This window comes from Pseudomonas sp. RIT-PI-AD, assembly GCF_025642785.1.
Classification (GTDB): domain Bacteria; phylum Pseudomonadota; class Gammaproteobacteria; order Pseudomonadales; family Pseudomonadaceae; genus Pseudomonas_T.
In genome coordinates, this window is sequence record NZ_JANZKU010000003.1 from 146743 (window position 1) to 162442 (window position 15700).

The following is a 15700-nucleotide window of genomic DNA, read 5'->3' on the forward strand; positions in this document are numbered from 1 at the left end:
TTCCGCCGGACCGCCTTGCCTATCCGCCGCCTCGCCCGTCCCGACCGCGCGGCTACAACGTCAGTCCGCGGCGCGCCGCGGCTTCACGCAGGATCGCCAGCGCCCGGTCGAAGGCATAGCCGTGCAAGGCGCCCGCCAGGGCGCCGTAATCGCTGGCGAAGGCACTGCGCAGCAAGCCGCCCTGGGCTTCGAACAGATGCCCGGCGCGGGGATCGTCATCGTCGAGCAATTCCGCCAGGCGTTCGCAGAGCACCTGCAAGGCCGCCTCGTCGACGTCCTGCGGCGGCGCATCGGGCGCGCCTTGCAACTGGCTTTCGATCGCCCGCAGCAAGGCGTGTAGGGTAGGACTCAGGGGCTGGAGCAAGGTTTCCACCTCGTCCGCCGGGAGCCCCTTCTTCAGCGCCCACTCCAGCCGCTCGGCCTGTTCCTGCAACTCGAGGGCGCCCAGATTCCCCGCCGCCCCCTTGAAGCTGTGGGCCAGCCGCTCGGCTTCGTCGAGGCGCCCGGCCTGCAGACAGGCGCGCAGTCGTTCGGGGAAGTCGTGCTGCGACTCGAGGAAACGCTGCAGCAGGCGGCGGTAGGCCTTGCCCTTGCCCAGCACCCGGCGTAGACCGCTGGCCACGTCCACCCCGGGCAGGCGCAGCGAAGAGGCGGCCTCGTCCATCACGGCGTCGAGCTTCGGCAGCGTCAACCAGCGGGCCAGGGTGCGGCGCAGCAGTTCCGGCTCGATGGGCTTGGCCAGGTGGTCGTTCATCCCGGCGGCCAGGCAGCGTTCGCGGTCCGCCGCGTCGGCGTTGGCGGTCATGGCCACGATCGGCAGGTTGCGGAACCGCGGTTCGCGGCGCAGGGTGCGGGTGGCCCCGACCCCGTCCAGGCGCGGCATCTGCATGTCCATCAACACCAGGGCGTACTCGCCGGCGGCGCATTCGCGCAGGCGCTGCACGGCCTGCTCGCCGTCCTCGGCGAAGTCGATGCGCAGGCCGAGTTGCTGCAACAGTTCGCCGGCCACTTCGCGGTTGAGGGCGTTGTCCTCCACCAGGAGGACGCGCGCGTCGTGCATCCCGGCCGGGCCGGGATCGTCCAGGGGCGGACGCCATTCGGGACTGGCGGCGACGCCCAGGCTGCGCATCAGCGCTTCGTACAGGGTCGGCACGCTCAGGGGCTTGGTGAGGATTTCCTCGATTCCCGCCTGGCGCGCCGCCTCCGCCACCGCGTCGCGCTCGTGGGCGGTGACCAGCAGCAGGCGCGGCGGTGGGTCCAACTCCAGCGCGAGCACGCGCCGTGCCACCTCGGCCCCGTCCAGGTCGGCGCTGCGCCGGTCGATCAGCAGCACCTCGAAGGGATCGCCGCCCAGGGCCGCCTGCCAGACTTCGCTCAGCGCCTGGCGCCCCGAACCCACCACCTCCGCGCGCAGGCCGAGGGAGGCGAGCAGATCGCGCAGCACCGGACGGTCGCGGGCAGCGTCCTCGACCGCCAGGGCGCGCCGTCCCCGCAGGTCCGGCAGCGTCTGGCGCTCGCGGGGCTGGTGCGGGGCGATGCCGAGGGGCAGGCGGCACCAGAACAGGCTGCCGTCGCCGGGCCGGCTGTCGACCCCGACACTGCCGCCCATGGCTTCGGCCAGGCTCTTGCTGATCGCCAGCCCGAGCCCCGTGCCGCCGTACTGCCGCGTGGTGGAGTCGTCGGCCTGCTGGAAGGACTCGAACAGGCGGTTCACCTGGCTGGGAGCGAGGCCGACGCCGGTGTCGCGCACGGCGAGGTAAAGGGTGAGGCGGTCGTGCTCCAGGGCCTCGCCGCGCACGATCACCTCGATCTCGCCGCGTTCGGTGAACTTCACCGCATTGTTGCTGAAATTGATCAGGATCTGCCCGATCCGCAGCGGATCGCCGATCAACTGCAAGGGCACCTGCGGGTCGACGTTGAAGTGCAGTTCCAAGCCCTTGGCCGTGGCGCGGTCGCCGATCAGCCCGGAGAGGTTCTCCAGCACCGCCTGCAAATCGAACTCGATGCGCTCGACGATCAGTTTGCCGGCCTCGATCTTGGACAGGTCGAGAACGTTGTTGAGGATCGCCAGGAGGTGCTGGCCGGCCTGCTGGATCTTGTTCAGGTAATCGCGCTGGCGCGGTTCCAGGGCGGTCTGCAGGGACAGGTGGGACATGCCGATGATGGCGTTGAGCGGGGTGCGTATCTCGTGGCTCATATTGGCGAGGAAGCGGGTCTTCAGCCGCGCGGCCTCCTCGGCCAGTTCCTTGGCCCGCTCCAGGGCTTCCTCGCTCTGCTTGCGCGCGGTGATGTCGCGGCTCACCCCGACGGTGCCGAGCAACGCGCCGCGCTCGTCGTGGAAGGCGTTGAGCAGGCTGTCGAACAGCACCCGGCGGCCGTTCGGGTAGGTCAGCCAGACCTCGTCCTCCAGGGGCACGCTCACCGACATCGCCGCCAGGTCGCGGGCCATGGCGTCCTGGGCGCGCCAGCCGCCGAACAGCTGGCGGTCGTCGGCGCCGATCAGTTCCTCGATGGGCCGCCCGAGCAGGTCGGCAAACGCCTGGTTCATCCCCAGGTAGCGACCTTGCGGGTCCTTGTACCAGATCGGGTCGGGTATCGCGTCGAGCAACGCCAGCAACATGCTGCGCTGGCGCCGCGCTTCCGCCTCCGCCCGGCGCCGCTCGACGATCTGCACGCTGAGCCAGCGGTTCCACAGCAGCACCAGGAGGATCAGCGCCGCCAGCGCCAACGCGTAGGGCCAGGCGACCTGGGCCGCCTTGCTCCAATTGAACTCGGTCAGCGGCGGCAGCCAGTGCTCCTGGATCGCCAGGCGCTCGTCGCGGCTCAGGCTCGCCAGCGCGCGGTCGATCAGCGGCACCAGGGGCGCCAGGTCGCGGCGCAGGGCGAAACGCAGTTCGCTGGCACCGAAGCCGACCTCGCCGCGAAGCTCCAGGTCGCTCAGGGTGAACTCGCCGATCAGGTAACGCGCGACGATGGCGTCGCCGACATAGGCGTCGGCTTCGCCGGCCATCAGGGTACGCAAGGCGGCCTCGGTATCCTCGCGCACCACCAGACGGATACCGGGTACGCGGGCGGCGAGCTCGTCCTGCAGGACATAGCCGCGCTCGATGGCCACTCGCTTGCCGGCCAGGTCCTCGACTCCCTGCAGGGCACTGTTACGGCGGGCGACGATCAGGTTGCTGCTATTCAGGTAAGGCGTGCTGAACACCAGCGAGGCCTCGCGCCGGGGAGTGCGGGCCATGGAGGTCAACAGGTCGACGCGGCCGTCGCGCATGGCCTGTTGCGCCTCCTCCCAACTCGCCAGGGGCACGGTCTCCAGGCGCAGCCCCAGGTGTTGCGCGACCCGCTCCAGGTATTCGGCGCTGATCCCCTGGAAACGCCCCTCTCGGTAGAGCTCGAACGGCGGCCAGCCGCCCTTCACCACGCCGACCCGCAACGGCGCCTGCGCGGCCAGCAACGCCCGTTCGCCCACGCTGAGCGGCGGCTGGAGCGGGGCCAACGAGGCGAAGGCCAGCGCCAGCCATACCCACAGGCAGGCCCCGAGCCCCACACGTGTGCCGATTCCCGTCATGCCATGCCCTCATTCCCGCGCCGGCCTGGCGCCCCCATCGCGATCACGTTCTCAAGCGTAGCCGCCTGCGCGCGCAACGCGCGCGCCGTCAGCCGGAGCCCTCCGGGCGGCGGAACAATTCGCCCGGCGTCGCGCCGAACAGCTCGCGGAATGCGGCGATGAACGCCGACGGCGACTCATAGCCACAGCCCAGCGCGGCCTGGGTGACGCTGGCGCCGCCCTCAAGGGGCTGCAATGCGCTGAGCAGGCGCAGGCGCCGCCGCCATTGGCGAAAACTCATGCCGGTTTCGCGCTGGAAGGCCCGCATCAGGGTCTTTTCCGACGTGTTCGCGCGGCGCGCCCATTCGCCCAGGCTGCAAGCCAGGTCCGGCTGCTTCAGCAGTTCGCCGCAGAGGCCGCGCAAACGCCCCTCGGCGGGCATGGGCAGGGAAAAGCCGGCCTCGGGGGCGGCCGCCAGTTGATCGAGCAGCACGCCGACCAGCCGGGACTCGGCGCTCTCGCCCTCGGGATACTCGCTGGGCAAGCGGCAGAATTGCTTGATCAGTTCGCGGGTCAGGCCGGTCACTTCCAGCACCCGGCAACGCGGCGGTGCCCAGGTGCAGGCGTCGCGACGGATATAGAGGCTGCGCATTTCCGCATGCATCGAGGTGAACACCTCGTGCTCCAGCTCCGCGGGCACCCAGACCGCCCACTGGGGCGGGGCGAAGAAGCTGCCGGCGGCGGTGTGCACGCCGAGTACCCCGCTGATGGCATAGGACAGCTGGACCCAGGGATGCCGGTGCCGAGCGGTCCAGGAACCGGCCCACAGGCTTTCCGCGCGGGCATAGAGCGGACGCGGCAAGGCGCCGAGGAGAGGGATCGACCGTTGCAGGTCGGCTTGTCCGTTGGACGACATAACGCGCTCGAATGGCCGGAAAGCGTCAGTCTGCCCCTCGTCTTCCGTTCCCTACAAGGGCCGCCAACGCTGGGGCGCCGCCGCTGGCGCCCCGCGCGGTGGATCAACGCTCGAGAATCGCCGTCACCCCCTGGCCACCGGCGGCGCAGATCGAAATCAAGCCACGACCCTCCCCGGCCACCGCCAGCAGCTTGGCCAGGTTGGCGACGATGCGCGCGCCGGTGGCGGCGAAGGGATGCCCGGCCGCCAGGGAACTGCCCTTGACGTTCAGCCGGCTGCGATCGATGGCGCCCAGCGGCGCGCTCAAGCCCAGCCGCGTGCGGCAGTACGCCTCGTCCTCCCAGGCCTTGAGGGTGCAGAGCACTTGGGCGGCGAAGGCCTCGTGGATTTCGTAGTAGTCGAAGTCCTGCAGGCTCAGGCCGTTGCGCGCCAGCAAGCGCGGCACCGCGTAGACCGGTGCCATCAGCAAGCCTTCCTTGCCCTGCACGAAGTCCACCGCCGCCGCCTCGCCATCGCGGAAATAGGCGAGCACCGGCAAGCCGCGAGCCTGCGCCCATTCTTCGCTGGCCAGCAGCACCACCGAGGCGCCGTCGGTCAGCGGCGTGGAGTTGGCGGCGGTGAGGGTGCCCCGCGCGCCTTTCTCGAACACCGGCTTGAGGGTGGAAAGTGTGTCCAGCTCGATGTCCGGCCGCAGGTTCTGATCGCGGGTCAGGCCCCGGAAGGGGGTCAGCAGGTCGTTCTGCCAACCCTCGGCGTAGGCCGCGGCGAGCTTGCGGTGGCTTTCCCAGGCGAGGCGGTCCTGCTCGTCGCGGGGAATCTGCCAGGTCTGCGCCATCAGCTCGCAGTGCTCGCCCATCGACTTGCCAGTGCGCGGCTCGCCGTTGCGCGGCAGCTCCGGGACCAGGTGCTGGGGTCGGATCTGCAGCAGCGCCTTGAGCTTGTCGCCGGTGCCCTTGGCGCGGTTGGCCTGGAGGAGGATCCGGCGCAGCCCCTCGTTGACCGCGATGGGCGCGTCCGAGGTGGTGTCGACGCCACCGGCGATGCCGCACTCGATCTGCCCGAGGGCGATCTTGTTGGCCACCATCAGCGTGGCCTCCAGGCCGGTGCCGCAGGCCTGCTGGAGGTCGTAGGCGGGAGTTTCCGGCGACAGGCGCGAGCCCAGCACGCACTCGCGCGTCAGATTGAAGTCGCGGGAATGCTTGAGCACCGCTCCCGCCGCCACCTCGCCGAGCCGCAGGCCATGCAGGTCGTAACGTTCGATCAGGCCTTCAAGGGCCGCGGTGAGCATTTCCTGGTTACTGCTGGTGGCGTATTGGGTGTTGGAACGGGCGAACGGGATACGGTTGCCGCCGACGATGGCGACCCTGCGCAACTGGGTCATGCTGACTCCTCGCGAAAATGATGCCTCACGGACTGGCGCCCCCGGCCCATGGCGACGGTCGGCCGTGCGGCACGACCCGGCACATGAAACGAGTGGCGGCATGGCGTGGTCAACACGTTGGAGCCTTTACCCTGGAGCCCGTTCCATGTCCGACCGTTATATCGAATTCGCCAACTCTTCCGTCGGCCATCGTCTGGTGAGCGCCCTCGGCCTGCCGGCGCCGGTGCACCTGGAACGCTGGATGGCCGGGCGAACCCGACCGGTGGACGGCGCGCTGCTGATCGGCGGCGAAGGTCCCCTGGCGAAAGCCGCCGCCGGCCTGCTCAACCGGCTCACCGATTCCAGCTACGCCGACCAGGAGGGCCGCTTCGAACGCCCACGCTGGACCGCCGAGCACGGGCCCAAGCTCAAGGCGATCGTCTTCGACGCCAGCGACCTGGTGAACACCGACCAATTGATCCGCCTGCGCGACTTCTTCCAGCCGACCCTCAAGGCCCTGGCGCCCTGCCCGCGGGTGGTGGTGCTCGGGCGTCCGCCGGAAACCCTCGCCGACCCCTTCACCGCCAGCGCCCAGCGCAGCCTCGAAGGCTTCACCCGCTCCCTCGGCCGGGAAATCCGCCATGGCGGCGGCGTGCAACTGCTCTACGTCGGCGAAGGCGCGGAAGACCGCCTGGAAGGCGCGCTGCGTTTCTTCCTCTCGCCCAAGAGCGTGTACATCTCGGGACAGGTCGTGCGGCTCGCCTCCAACGACGGCCAGGTGGACGACTGGACCCGCCCGCTGGCGGGCCGGCGAGCGCTGGTCACCGGGGCCTCGCGAGGCATCGGCGCGGCCATTGCGGAGACCCTGGCGCGCGACGGTGCCGAGGTGATCCTGCTCGACGTGCCCCAGGCGCGGGAAAGCCTCGACGCCCTGGCCGCGCGCCTGGGCGGACGCAGCCTGTGCCTGGACATCTCCACCGACGAAGCCCCGCAGGACCTGGTGACGGCGCTGCCGGAGGGTATCGATATCGTCGTGCACAACGCCGGCATCACTCGCGACAAGACCCTGGCGAAGATGAGCGAGGCGCAATGGAACGCGGTGATCGACGTCAACCTCAAGGCGCCCCAGGTGCTGACCCAGGCCCTCCTGGAGCACGGCACCTTGCGCGACGGCGGCCGCGTGGTGGTGGTGTCCTCCACCAGCGGCATCGCCGGCAATTTCGGCCAGACCAACTATGCGGTGAGCAAGGCGGGGCTGATCGGCCTGGTGCAGGCCTGGGAACTAGAACTGGCGAAACGCGCCATCACCATCAACGCGGTGGCGCCGGGCTTCATCGAGAGCCACATGACCGCCGCCATGCCCTTCACCGTGCGCGAGGCGGGGCGACGGATGAACGCCATGGGCCAGGGCGGCCTGCCGCAAGACGTCGCCGAAGCCATCGCCTGGCTGGTGCAGCCCACGTCCGGCGCCGTCACTGGCCAGGTCCTGCGGGTCTGTGGCCAAAGCCTGATCGGCGCCTGAGGATGTCCCGGGCGCGCAAGCTCGCGGCCGGCCCGTCGCTGCCGGGCCGTCCCACGGCGGTTTGGTCGCGCGGGAGCCGCGTCGCACGCTCGCTGACGCCTGCCGGCCGCAGAGGCGCCTGAAGCGCCCCCGAGGTCCTCGTCGCATTCAGAGCCGGCCCAGCCGCCGGCCGTCGTTTTTTGAGGAGTTAGTCCATGGCCATCGAATGGCGCGACCTGCCCAGTTCCCCCCCGCTTCCCGGACTGTTCCTGCGCGCCGCGCTGCGACGGGGCATCCACGGGACGACGCTTCCGACCTTCGGCTTGCGTACGCAGGTCCGCGTCGATCCGATGCAAGCGAAACGCTACCGCGAGGTATGCGGTTTCGCCGACACCGGCATGCTGCCGCCGACCTTTCCCCACGTCCTGGCCTTTCCGCTGCAAATGAAGCTGCTCACCGAGCCGGACTTCCCGTTCCCACTGCTCGGCCTGGTGCACCTGAGCAATCGCATTCGGGTGATTCGCCCTTTGGGCGGAGAGGGTCCGTTCGTGGTCAGCGTGCAGGCGAACAACCTCCAGCCCCACGAGAAAGGCGCGCTGTTCAGCCTGCTGATCCGCCTGGAGGATCAGCTCGGGCTGCTCTGGGAAGGCGAGAGCCGGATTCTCTGCCGAGGCGCCAAGGTGCCCGGGCCGATCATCGAGCGGCCGCAGGAAGACCCGCTGGAACTCACCGAGATCGATCGCTGGACGGTACCGGCCGACACCGGCCGGGCCTATGCGCGGGCCTCGGGCGACTACAACCCCATCCACCTCTCGGCCCCCAGCGCCAAGCTGTTCGGCTTCCCCCGCGCCATCGCCCATGGCCTATGGAGCAAGGCCCGTGCCCTGGCCTCGTTGAGCGACCGCCTGCCGCGCGCGGGCTACGTGGTCGAGGTGCGCTTCCAGAAACCCCTGCTGCTGCCCGGCGAAGCCCGCCTCTATGCCAGTGCGCCGGCGCCCCACGGCCAGCTGAGCCTTCGCGGTGCCGACGAGGTGCCGCACATGAGCGGTAACTGGCACCAGGTGGGCTGAGCCGCGACGGGCCCGGGCTTGCAGGATGCCTCGGCCGGGCCGAAGCTATGCGGCTTCCAGGAGCGCCCCATGAACCTCAGCGAACTCACCGAACGCCTGCACGCCATTCGCGACCGCAACCAGTGGAAACCCTTCCACAGCCCGAAGAACCTGGCGATGGCCGCCAGCGTGGAAATGGCCGAGCTGGTGGAAATCTTCCAGTGGCTCACCGAGGCGCAGTCCCGCCAATTGCCCGCCGACCAACGGGCCCACGCCGCCCAGGAAGTCGGCGACATCGTGCTGTACCTGCTGCTCCTGTGCACCGAGCTCGGCATCGACATGGAACAGGCGGTCCGCGCCAAACTGGCTGACAGCGAAAGGCGCTTCTGCCCATGAGCGACCGCCACTTCGACGAATTGGCGACCCGCTTCGCCGAGAAAATCTACGGCGGCGCCAAGGGCGAGATCCGTCTCGCGGTACTGCAGGCGGACCTGCTCGAGGCCCTGCCGGAACGCCCCCTGCGGATTCTCGACGTCGGCGCCGGCCTGGGTCACATGGCCCTGTGGCTGGCCGAAGGGGGCCACGACGTCACCCTCGCCGAACCCGCCGCGCCAATGCTCGAAGGCGCCCGCGAACGATTCGCCGCCGCCGGCCTGCAGGCCAGCTTCCTGCAAGCGCCCTGGCAGGCGTTGCCGGAGCGCCTCGAGGGCGACTACGACCTGGTGCTCTGCCACGCAGTGCTGGAGTGGCTCGCCGAGCCCCTGGCGATCCTGCCGACCCTGCGCCGCCTGACCGCCGCCGATGGCTGGCTGTCGCTGGCCTTCTACAACAAGGACGCACTGATCTATCGCAACCTGCTCAAGGGCCATTTCCGCAAGCTGCGCCAGGCGCACTTCGCCGGCGAGGGCCAGAGCCTGACGCCGCAACGGCCCCAGGACCCGCGGCAACTGGCGACGCACCTGGAAACCGCCTGGCGGATCGAGAGCCGCAGTGGCGTACGGGTATTCCATGACTACATGCCCGCGGAGTTCCAGGCCAAGGCGGACCCGGCCGACCTGCTGGAGATGGAACTGGCCCACCGCCGCCATCCGGCCTTCGCCGGCTTGGGCCGCTACCTGCACTGGGTCTGCCGGCCGCTCTGAGGCATCGACGATGAGGTCCGCTGCGATGAAATCCTGTCTTGCCCTGCTGCTCCCACTGGCCTTGGCCGCCTGCCAGAGCCCCAATCCCTACGTCGCCCAATCGCGACCGATGCCACCGGCCCCGCCCCAGGCCGCCACCACCTTCGACCGCAGCGCCTACCCGGCGGCGCCCCGCGACTATGCGCGCTACCGCAGCTGGAGTTGGCGCGGTGCCCGCCTGCCGGCCGGCGACACCTGGGCCAGCGGCGAAGCGATAGGCGAATCGGTAGCGGCGGGGCTCGACCAGCAAGGGTTGCGCCCCGCCCGCGACGGCGCGCCCGCCGACCTCTTGGTGAGCGCGGATATCCACCTCGAACAGCGTCTGCGCCAGGTCTCCGACTACGACGACGGGTATTACGGCGGGGGCGGTTACTACGGGAGGGGCGGCTACGCGCGCGATCGCTACGGCGCCTGGAGCGGCGCCCCGGTGGTACGCACCTATACCGAGCAGGTCGCGGTGGTGCGCATCGATTTCTACGATGCGCGCGACGGGCAACCGATCTGGAGCGGCGCCGGAGAAAGCCGGCCGGGCGGCGACGCGCGCGAGCGGGCGAATGCCCTGCGCGAGGCGGTCAAGGCCGCCCTGGCCCACTACCCGCCGCGCTGAGGCGAGCGGCGGTTCAGTCGTCCAGCTGGATGATCCCTTCGCGCACGGCGAACAGCGCCAGCCCGGCCACGTCATGGATCTTCAGCCGGTGCATGATCTGCGCGCGATGGGTTTCCACGGTCTTCACGCTCAGGCCCAGGCCGGTGGCGATGGAGCGGGTCGATTCGCCGCGGGCGATCAGCCGCAGGATTTCCACCTGGCGCGCCGTCAGCAACTGGCTGGCGTCCGTGCTCATCCCGGCGGGAGCATGCTGCACGGCCATCTCGATCACCGGCTGGACGATGGCCGAGCTCAGGTAGCGGTCGCCCCGGCGTACCGCCTCCAGGGCCAGGCGCAGTTCGATGATTGCGCTGTCCTTCAACAGGTAGCCGTGGGCGCCCTGTTGCAGGGCTTTCAACACCATCTCCGAGCCGGTGTGCATGGACAGCATCAACACCTTGCTGGAAGGCGAGCGGCTGGCCAACTGGTGCAGGGCCTCGATGCCACCCATTCGCTTCATGGAAATGTCCAGCAGGACGATATCCGGCTGCAGCGCATCGGCCAGGTCGACCGCCTCGCCGCCATCCTCGGCCTCGCCCACCACTTCATAGCCGTTCAAGTCTTCGATCAAGGCGCGGATGCCCGCACGGACAAGGGCGTGATCGTCCGCCAGCAAGATTCGACAGGTCATAAGCAGTCGCCTGGATAAACACCTAAATACCGGTGGCGTCCCGGCCGCTTGCCGTGCGCTACCCTATTCATGAAATTCGACCGGACAGAGCCTTTGGCACTCGGGGCCCGGCGGCACGGAGCGACGAATGGCGCGCGTCCATTTGCTCATTCATCCTGGTTTCCAAGCCGTTTTCGGGGAGAGGGTGGACCACAGGACTCGAACGGCCCTTCGCACACCTCGACCTCGCCCGAGCGAGTCAATGCGCCGGGCGTCCCCTACAGGGTAGGCGATTTTTTCAGGCAGGCGGACCAGGGTGCTCAACGCGGCCCGGGCCGGCGCGGATCGGCGCCCTGGCGGCCGAACAGTTGAATCAGCCTGGGGAAGGCGGACAAGGGCTCGACGACCTCGGCGGCGCCCATGCGCAACGCTTCCTTGGGCATGCCGAAAACCACGCAACTGGCTTCGTCCTGGGCCACCGTGCGTGCGCCGGCTTCGCGCATGCTCAGCAGCCCGCGGGCGCCGTCGTCGCCCATCCCGGTCATGATCATGCCCAGGGCGTTCTGCCCGGCGTGCTTGGCCACCGAACGGAACAACACGTCCACTGAGGGTTTGTGGCGATTCACCGTCGGGCCGTCGTGCACCTCCACGAAATACTGCGCGCCGCTGCGCTTGAGCTGCATGTGCCTGCCGCCGGGCGCGACCAACGCCAGCCCCGAGTGGACGCGGTCCATATGGCAGGCTTCGCGTACCTCGATCTGGCACAACTGGTCGAGGCGCTGGGAAAACGCCGCGGTGAATTTCTCCGGCATGTGCTGGACGATGACGATGCCCGGGCAGTCGCGGTGCAATTGGCGCAGGACGAACTCCAGCGCCTGGGTGCCGCCGGTGGAGGTGCCGAGCGCCACCACCTGGTCGGTGGTGGCGAACACTTCGCCCGTCACGGGCGCCGGACTGGCCGGCGCGGCGACCGCGGGCGCGGTCGACGGCGCGCCGTTGCGGTTGGCGAAAGCCTGGGGATGGGCCCGCGCCGCCTGCTCCACCTGGCGGATCAGCTCGCCGGAAAGTTGCTGCAGGCTTTCCTTCAACCCCAGGCGCGCTTTGGTGAAGATGCCCACGGCGCCCGCCGAGAGCGCCTCCAAAGTAATTGCCGCGCCGGCCTCGGTGAGGGTCGAGCAGATGATCGCCGGGGTCGGCCGCTCGGCCATGATCTTGCGCAGGAAGGTGATGCCGTCCATGCGCGGCATTTCCACGTCGAGGACCAGTACGTCGGGCCATTCGCGGCGCATTTTCTCCAGCGCGAACAGAGGATCGGCGGCCTGCCCTATCACCCGGATACCGGGGTGGTTGTCGAGGCAACTGGTCAGGACCTGCCGTACCAGCGCCGAGTCGTCGACGATGAATACCTTGATCACGTGTTTCTCCCTGCGAAAGTGGCGGACTTCCAGCTCAGCCGCTGGCAGTCCACCTGGCCGCTGCTGCCGTCGATGCTCAACCGGCGATAGTCACTGCCATCCAGATCGTAGTGATCGGCGCTCCAGGTGAGGATCTCGAACTGTTCCTGGGCGAACTCGATGTTTTGCCGGCCGACCCGGCTTCGCGGCTCCTTGTCGTGGCCCAGCAGGCTTCCGCCACCATAGATGCCCTTGCGGTACTCCGCCGGATGAGTGCCGAACACCGCCATGTCGCGCAGCAACCGGTGGAACACACCGACCCCATAGCGCGTGTCGTAGACGAGAATGCCCTGGGGGTCGCGCGGCAAAAGGAAATGGGTCAACGCCAGCAGGCGCCGGCGCGGATGCCAGAGCGTGATGGACACGCAGGAGCCGAGCAGCGTGGCCACGCTGCCCTCGTGCAGGCCGAAGAAATACTCGCCCGGACGCAGGAAGCGTTTCTCGCTCATAGCCGGCGGTAAACGGAAGGCTGCACGCTGCGCAGGGGCAGGTCGAAACCGTGCAGGCTTTCCGCGTGGCCGATGAACAGCAGGCCGTCCTCCCGCAGGCGCTGGATCAGCCGGCCGACGATGGCGCACTTCTCCGCGGACTCGAAATAGATCAGCACGTTGCGCAGGAAGATTGCATCGAAGGGGCCGACTTGCTCGGGCAGGTTGTGGGTCAGGTTGATCTCGCGGAAGCTGACGTGCTCGCGCAACTTGCTGCTCACCCGAAAACTTCCCTCGTGCTCGCCGACGCCGCGCAGGCAGTGCTTGTGCAGCCAGCCGGCGGGGAAATGCTGGGCCTGGGACAGGTCGTAGATGCCGGTGGCGGCCTTTTCCAGCATGCGCTGGCTGAGGTCGCTGGCGAAGATCGACCAGTCGTTGCCGACCGCGTGCTCCGCCGCCACCATGGCCAGGGTATAGGGCTCCTCGCCGGACGAGCAGGCGGCGCTCCAGATCCGCACCGGGGCGCGACGCGAGGCCAGCCAGGTGCTGAGGAAATCGAAATGCTTGGGTTCGCGGAAGAAGTAGGTTTCGTTGGTGGTGAGCAGGTCCACCACCAGGCGCCGCTCGGCGACGTGGTTGGCGTCGGACAGCAGATTCAGGTACTCGCCGTAGCTGGACAGGCCGAAATGACGCAGGCGCTTCATCAGCCGCCCGGCCACCAGCGAACGCTTGTGGTCCGCCATGCGAATGCCGGACACCTCGGCCATCAGGCGTTGCAAGCGCTGGAACTCGGCGTCGCCCAGGGGCGGCATCTGCAATCCGCTGCTCATCTCAACCTCCCTGCCCGGCCGCCAGGCTGAGCTGGCGGATATCGTCCAGCGACAGCACCCTGCGCATGTCGAGAATGATGGTGAACGTCTGCTCGCGCCGCGCCATGCCGAGGATGAAGTCGGTGCGGATGCCGGCGCCGAACGGCGGCGGCGGCTCCACCTCGCCGGGCGTGATGTCCAGCACCGCGTCCACCGCATCCACCACCAGGCCGATGCGCTGCTGCTGGTCGTCGAGACTCAGCTCGATGATCACGATGCAGGTGCGCTTGCCCGGCACGGTGAGCTCGAAGCCGAATCGAGCGGCGAGGTCCAGCACCGGCACCACGTTGCCACGCAGGTTGATCACCCCGTGAATGAAGGACGGCATCATGGGCACGGTGGTGATCTCGCCGTACTCGATGATTTCCCGGACCAGATCGATGGGCAGGGCATAGCTCGCCTGACGCACCCGGAACGACAGGTGCTGGACGCTATGGCTCTCCGCCACGCCGGACGCGTCGCCGAAAGGTTGAACTGCACGGTTCATCGCGGCGCCCTCAATTGAAGCGGACGAACTGGCTGTCGTCGGTTAGCGAGTCGTGCTGTTGCTTGCTCATCCGCGGCGGCGCCTCGGCATAGGTCCGGCCGCGCAGCGGGGGGCGCGGCGCCGGGGAAGCCGAGCCATCGAAGCGGAAGAAGCCGATCATTTCCTGCAACTGACCCGCCTGGGCGTTCATTTCCTCGGCGGTGGCCGCCAATTCCTCGGACGCGGAGGCGTTCTGCTGGGTGATCTGGTTCATCTGACCCATGGCGATGTTGATCTGCCCGGCGGCGCTGCTCTGCTCCTGGGACGCCGCGGTGATTTCCTGCACCAGGTCCGACGTGCGCTGGATGTTCGGTACGATTTCGTCCAGCAGGCGCCCGGCCTGTTCGGCGAGCTGCACACTGCTGGCGGCGACCTGGCCGATTTCCTGGGCCGCGACCTGGCTGCGCTCGGCCAATTTGCGTACCTCTGCCGCGACTACCGCGAAGCCCTTGCCGTGATCGCCCGCGCGCGCCGCCTCGATGGCGGCGTTGAGCGCCAGCAGGTTGGTCTGGTAGGCAATGTCGTCGATGATGCCGATCTTGTCGGCGATCTGTTTCATCGCCCGCACCGTGTCGCCGACTGCCCCGCCCCCCTGGACCGCATCGTTGGCGGCCTTGCCGGCGATGCCATCGGTGATCTTCGAGCTCTCGGTGTTCTGCGCGATGGACGCGGTCATCTGCTCCACCGATGCGGTGGTCTCCTCGACGCTGGCGGCCTGTTCGCTGGCGGCCTGGCTGAGGGATTGCGAGGTCGCGCTGACCTGCTCGGACGCCGAGGACAGCGCCTCGGCGGCGCTGCGCACGTCACCCATGATGCTGCGCAGGCGTTCGATGAGGTTCTTCATGGAGTTCAGCAGGCGGCCGGTCTCGTCCTTGGAGGTGGACACCAGCTCCACGCCCAGATCGCCCATGGCCAGTTGGTCGGCGGCCTTGACCGCCTGGTTGAGCGGCCGGCTGATGCTGCGGGTGACCAGCAGGCCAATACCGAAGCCGAGCAAGGCGGCGATGACGATCAGGATGATCATCTGGGTCCTCGACTCAAGGTAGATCTCGGTGATCAGGTCGTTGGCGTCGCTGGCCCGTTTCTGCTTGAAGTTGACCACCTCGGTCATGATCGAATCGACGGCATTGCCCCGCTGCGCCATATCCGGGATCGCCTGGGTGATCTCGTTGGCTTCCTGCAGGTTGCCGGACTGCATGTGCATCTGCAGCACCCGCTGCACCATGGCCTCGTACTCCTTCAGGGGGCCTTCGATGCGCGCGAACATGGCCTTGCCCTCTGCCGAGACGAACGCGGGCCTCGCCTTGTCGATCAGCGCGTGGGTCTCGCGGATGGCCTTCTGGGTGGCTTCGGCCGCGGCCTCGCGTTCGGCGACGGTCGAGGCCAGCAGGCTGCCGCGCAGCGAACGACCGATGACGATCAGTTGGATGTTCGCCTGTTGCAGGTCGCTCAGACCGACCAGGTCCTGGTTGTACATCTTGTCGGTCAGGTCGTTGACCTGACTCAGGTTGCGGATCCCGATCACACCGACCGCCACCGTCAGCGCCACCACCAGCAGGAAGCCCGCGGTCAGCCGGAAGCCGATTTTCATGTCGCGAATGAATTGCATG

At 68.6% G+C, this 15700-nt stretch carries 14 protein-coding genes; 5 read left to right on the forward strand and 9 right to left on the reverse strand.

Translation table 11 applies throughout. The features are described from left to right. Positions 1–52: 52 nt before the first annotated feature. From OGL92_RS03780 to OGL92_RS03790, 3 genes are all read right to left on the reverse strand, one after another. On the reverse strand, positions 53–3571 hold the full coding sequence (locus OGL92_RS03780; RefSeq protein ID WP_263140646.1) for a transporter substrate-binding domain-containing protein: 3519 nt from the start codon (positions 3569–3571) through the stop codon (positions 53–55). A gap of 88 nt (positions 3572–3659) precedes the next feature. Further along, entirely contained in the window at positions 3660–4466 is an 807-nt protein-coding gene (locus OGL92_RS03785; protein ID WP_263140647.1) for a helix-turn-helix transcriptional regulator, read from the reverse strand. 103 nt (positions 4467–4569) lie between these two features. Further along, positions 4570–5847: an acetyl-CoA C-acetyltransferase gene (locus tag OGL92_RS03790; RefSeq protein WP_263140648.1), complete on the reverse strand. Its 1278-nt coding sequence runs from the start codon at positions 5845–5847 to the stop codon at positions 4570–4572. Positions 5848–5992: 145 nt separating this feature from the next. Here OGL92_RS03790 and OGL92_RS03795 point away from each other — a divergent pair, with 145 nt between their 5' ends. The 5 genes from OGL92_RS03795 (at position 5993) to OGL92_RS03815 (ending at position 10164) form a co-directional block, all read left to right on the forward strand. Beyond that, a complete protein-coding gene (locus tag OGL92_RS03795; protein WP_263140650.1) occupies positions 5993–7348 on the forward strand; it encodes a 3-oxoacyl-ACP reductase in 1356 nt (451 codons plus the stop codon). A gap of 194 nt (positions 7349–7542) precedes the next feature. Beyond that, positions 7543–8397 (forward strand): MaoC/PaaZ C-terminal domain-containing protein, encoded by an 855-nt coding sequence (locus OGL92_RS03800; RefSeq protein ID WP_263140652.1) that lies wholly within the window; start codon positions 7543–7545, stop codon positions 8395–8397. A 69-nt stretch (positions 8398–8466) separates the two neighbouring features. Continuing rightward, positions 8467–8772, forward strand: a complete 306-nt coding sequence (locus OGL92_RS03805) for a nucleotide pyrophosphohydrolase (RefSeq protein ID WP_263140656.1) — start codon at positions 8467–8469, stop codon at positions 8770–8772. Beyond that, positions 8769–9518 (forward strand): methyltransferase domain-containing protein, encoded by a 750-nt coding sequence (locus OGL92_RS03810; RefSeq protein ID WP_263140664.1) that lies wholly within the window; start codon positions 8769–8771, stop codon positions 9516–9518. Before OGL92_RS03805 ends, OGL92_RS03810 begins: the two co-directional genes overlap by 4 nt. A 25-nt stretch (positions 9519–9543) precedes the next feature. Then, complete coding sequence (locus OGL92_RS03815) at positions 9544–10164, forward strand: DUF4136 domain-containing protein (protein WP_263140668.1); 621 nt, start codon at positions 9544–9546, stop codon at positions 10162–10164. Between the two features lie 13 nt (positions 10165–10177). Here OGL92_RS03815 and OGL92_RS03820 read toward each other — a convergent pair whose 3' ends face one another. From OGL92_RS03820 to OGL92_RS03845, 6 genes are all read right to left on the reverse strand, one after another. Beyond that, on the reverse strand, positions 10178–10834 hold the full coding sequence (locus OGL92_RS03820) for a response regulator transcription factor (protein ID WP_263140671.1): 657 nt from the start codon (positions 10832–10834) through the stop codon (positions 10178–10180). A 299-nt stretch (positions 10835–11133) separates the two neighbouring features. After that, a complete protein-coding gene (locus tag OGL92_RS03825; protein WP_263140673.1) occupies positions 11134–12228 on the reverse strand; it encodes a chemotaxis response regulator protein-glutamate methylesterase in 1095 nt (364 codons plus the stop codon). After that, complete coding sequence (locus OGL92_RS03830; protein WP_263140674.1) at positions 12225–12716, reverse strand: chemotaxis protein CheD; 492 nt, start codon at positions 12714–12716, stop codon at positions 12225–12227. Before OGL92_RS03830 ends, OGL92_RS03825 begins: the two co-directional genes overlap by 4 nt. After that, positions 12713–13525: a CheR family methyltransferase gene (locus tag OGL92_RS03835; protein WP_263140677.1), complete on the reverse strand. Its 813-nt coding sequence runs from the start codon at positions 13523–13525 to the stop codon at positions 12713–12715. The genes OGL92_RS03830 and OGL92_RS03835 overlap by 4 nt, the downstream gene beginning before the upstream one ends. Position 13526: 1 nt before the next feature. Continuing rightward, complete coding sequence (locus tag OGL92_RS03840) at positions 13527–14051, reverse strand: chemotaxis protein CheW (protein ID WP_263140678.1); 525 nt, start codon at positions 14049–14051, stop codon at positions 13527–13529. Between the two features lie 10 nt (positions 14052–14061). Next, entirely contained in the window at positions 14062–15699 is a 1638-nt protein-coding gene (locus tag OGL92_RS03845; protein WP_263140681.1) for a methyl-accepting chemotaxis protein, read from the reverse strand. Between the last annotated feature and the right edge of the window lies 1 nt (position 15700).

Excerpts from the sequence above, each read along its gene's own strand:
- OGL92_RS03780 (WP_263140646.1), bottom strand. The coding sequence starts at position 3,571 with ATGACGGGAATCGGCACACGTGTGGGGCTCGGGGCCTGCCTGTGGGTA.
- OGL92_RS03785 (WP_263140647.1), bottom strand. The coding sequence starts at position 4,466 with ATGTCGTCCAACGGACAAGCCGACCTGCAACGGTCGATCCCTCTCCTC.
- OGL92_RS03790 (WP_263140648.1), bottom strand. The coding sequence starts at position 5,847 with ATGACCCAGTTGCGCAGGGTCGCCATCGTCGGCGGCAACCGTATCCCG.
- OGL92_RS03795 (WP_263140650.1), top strand. The coding sequence starts at position 5,993 with ATGTCCGACCGTTATATCGAATTCGCCAACTCTTCCGTCGGCCATCGT.
- OGL92_RS03800 (WP_263140652.1), top strand. The coding sequence starts at position 7,543 with ATGGCCATCGAATGGCGCGACCTGCCCAGTTCCCCCCCGCTTCCCGGA.
- OGL92_RS03805 (WP_263140656.1), top strand. The coding sequence starts at position 8,467 with ATGAACCTCAGCGAACTCACCGAACGCCTGCACGCCATTCGCGACCGC.
- OGL92_RS03810 (WP_263140664.1), top strand. The coding sequence starts at position 8,769 with ATGAGCGACCGCCACTTCGACGAATTGGCGACCCGCTTCGCCGAGAAA.
- OGL92_RS03815 (WP_263140668.1), top strand. The coding sequence starts at position 9,544 with ATGAAATCCTGTCTTGCCCTGCTGCTCCCACTGGCCTTGGCCGCCTGC.
- OGL92_RS03820 (WP_263140671.1), bottom strand. The coding sequence starts at position 10,834 with ATGACCTGTCGAATCTTGCTGGCGGACGATCACGCCCTTGTCCGTGCG.
- OGL92_RS03830 (WP_263140674.1), bottom strand. The coding sequence starts at position 12,716 with ATGAGCGAGAAACGCTTCCTGCGTCCGGGCGAGTATTTCTTCGGCCTG.
- OGL92_RS03835 (WP_263140677.1), bottom strand. The coding sequence starts at position 13,525 with ATGAGCAGCGGATTGCAGATGCCGCCCCTGGGCGACGCCGAGTTCCAG.
- OGL92_RS03840 (WP_263140678.1), bottom strand. The coding sequence starts at position 14,051 with ATGAACCGTGCAGTTCAACCTTTCGGCGACGCGTCCGGCGTGGCGGAG.
- OGL92_RS03845 (WP_263140681.1), bottom strand. The coding sequence starts at position 15,699 with ATGCAATTCATTCGCGACATGAAAATCGGCTTCCGGCTGACCGCGGGC.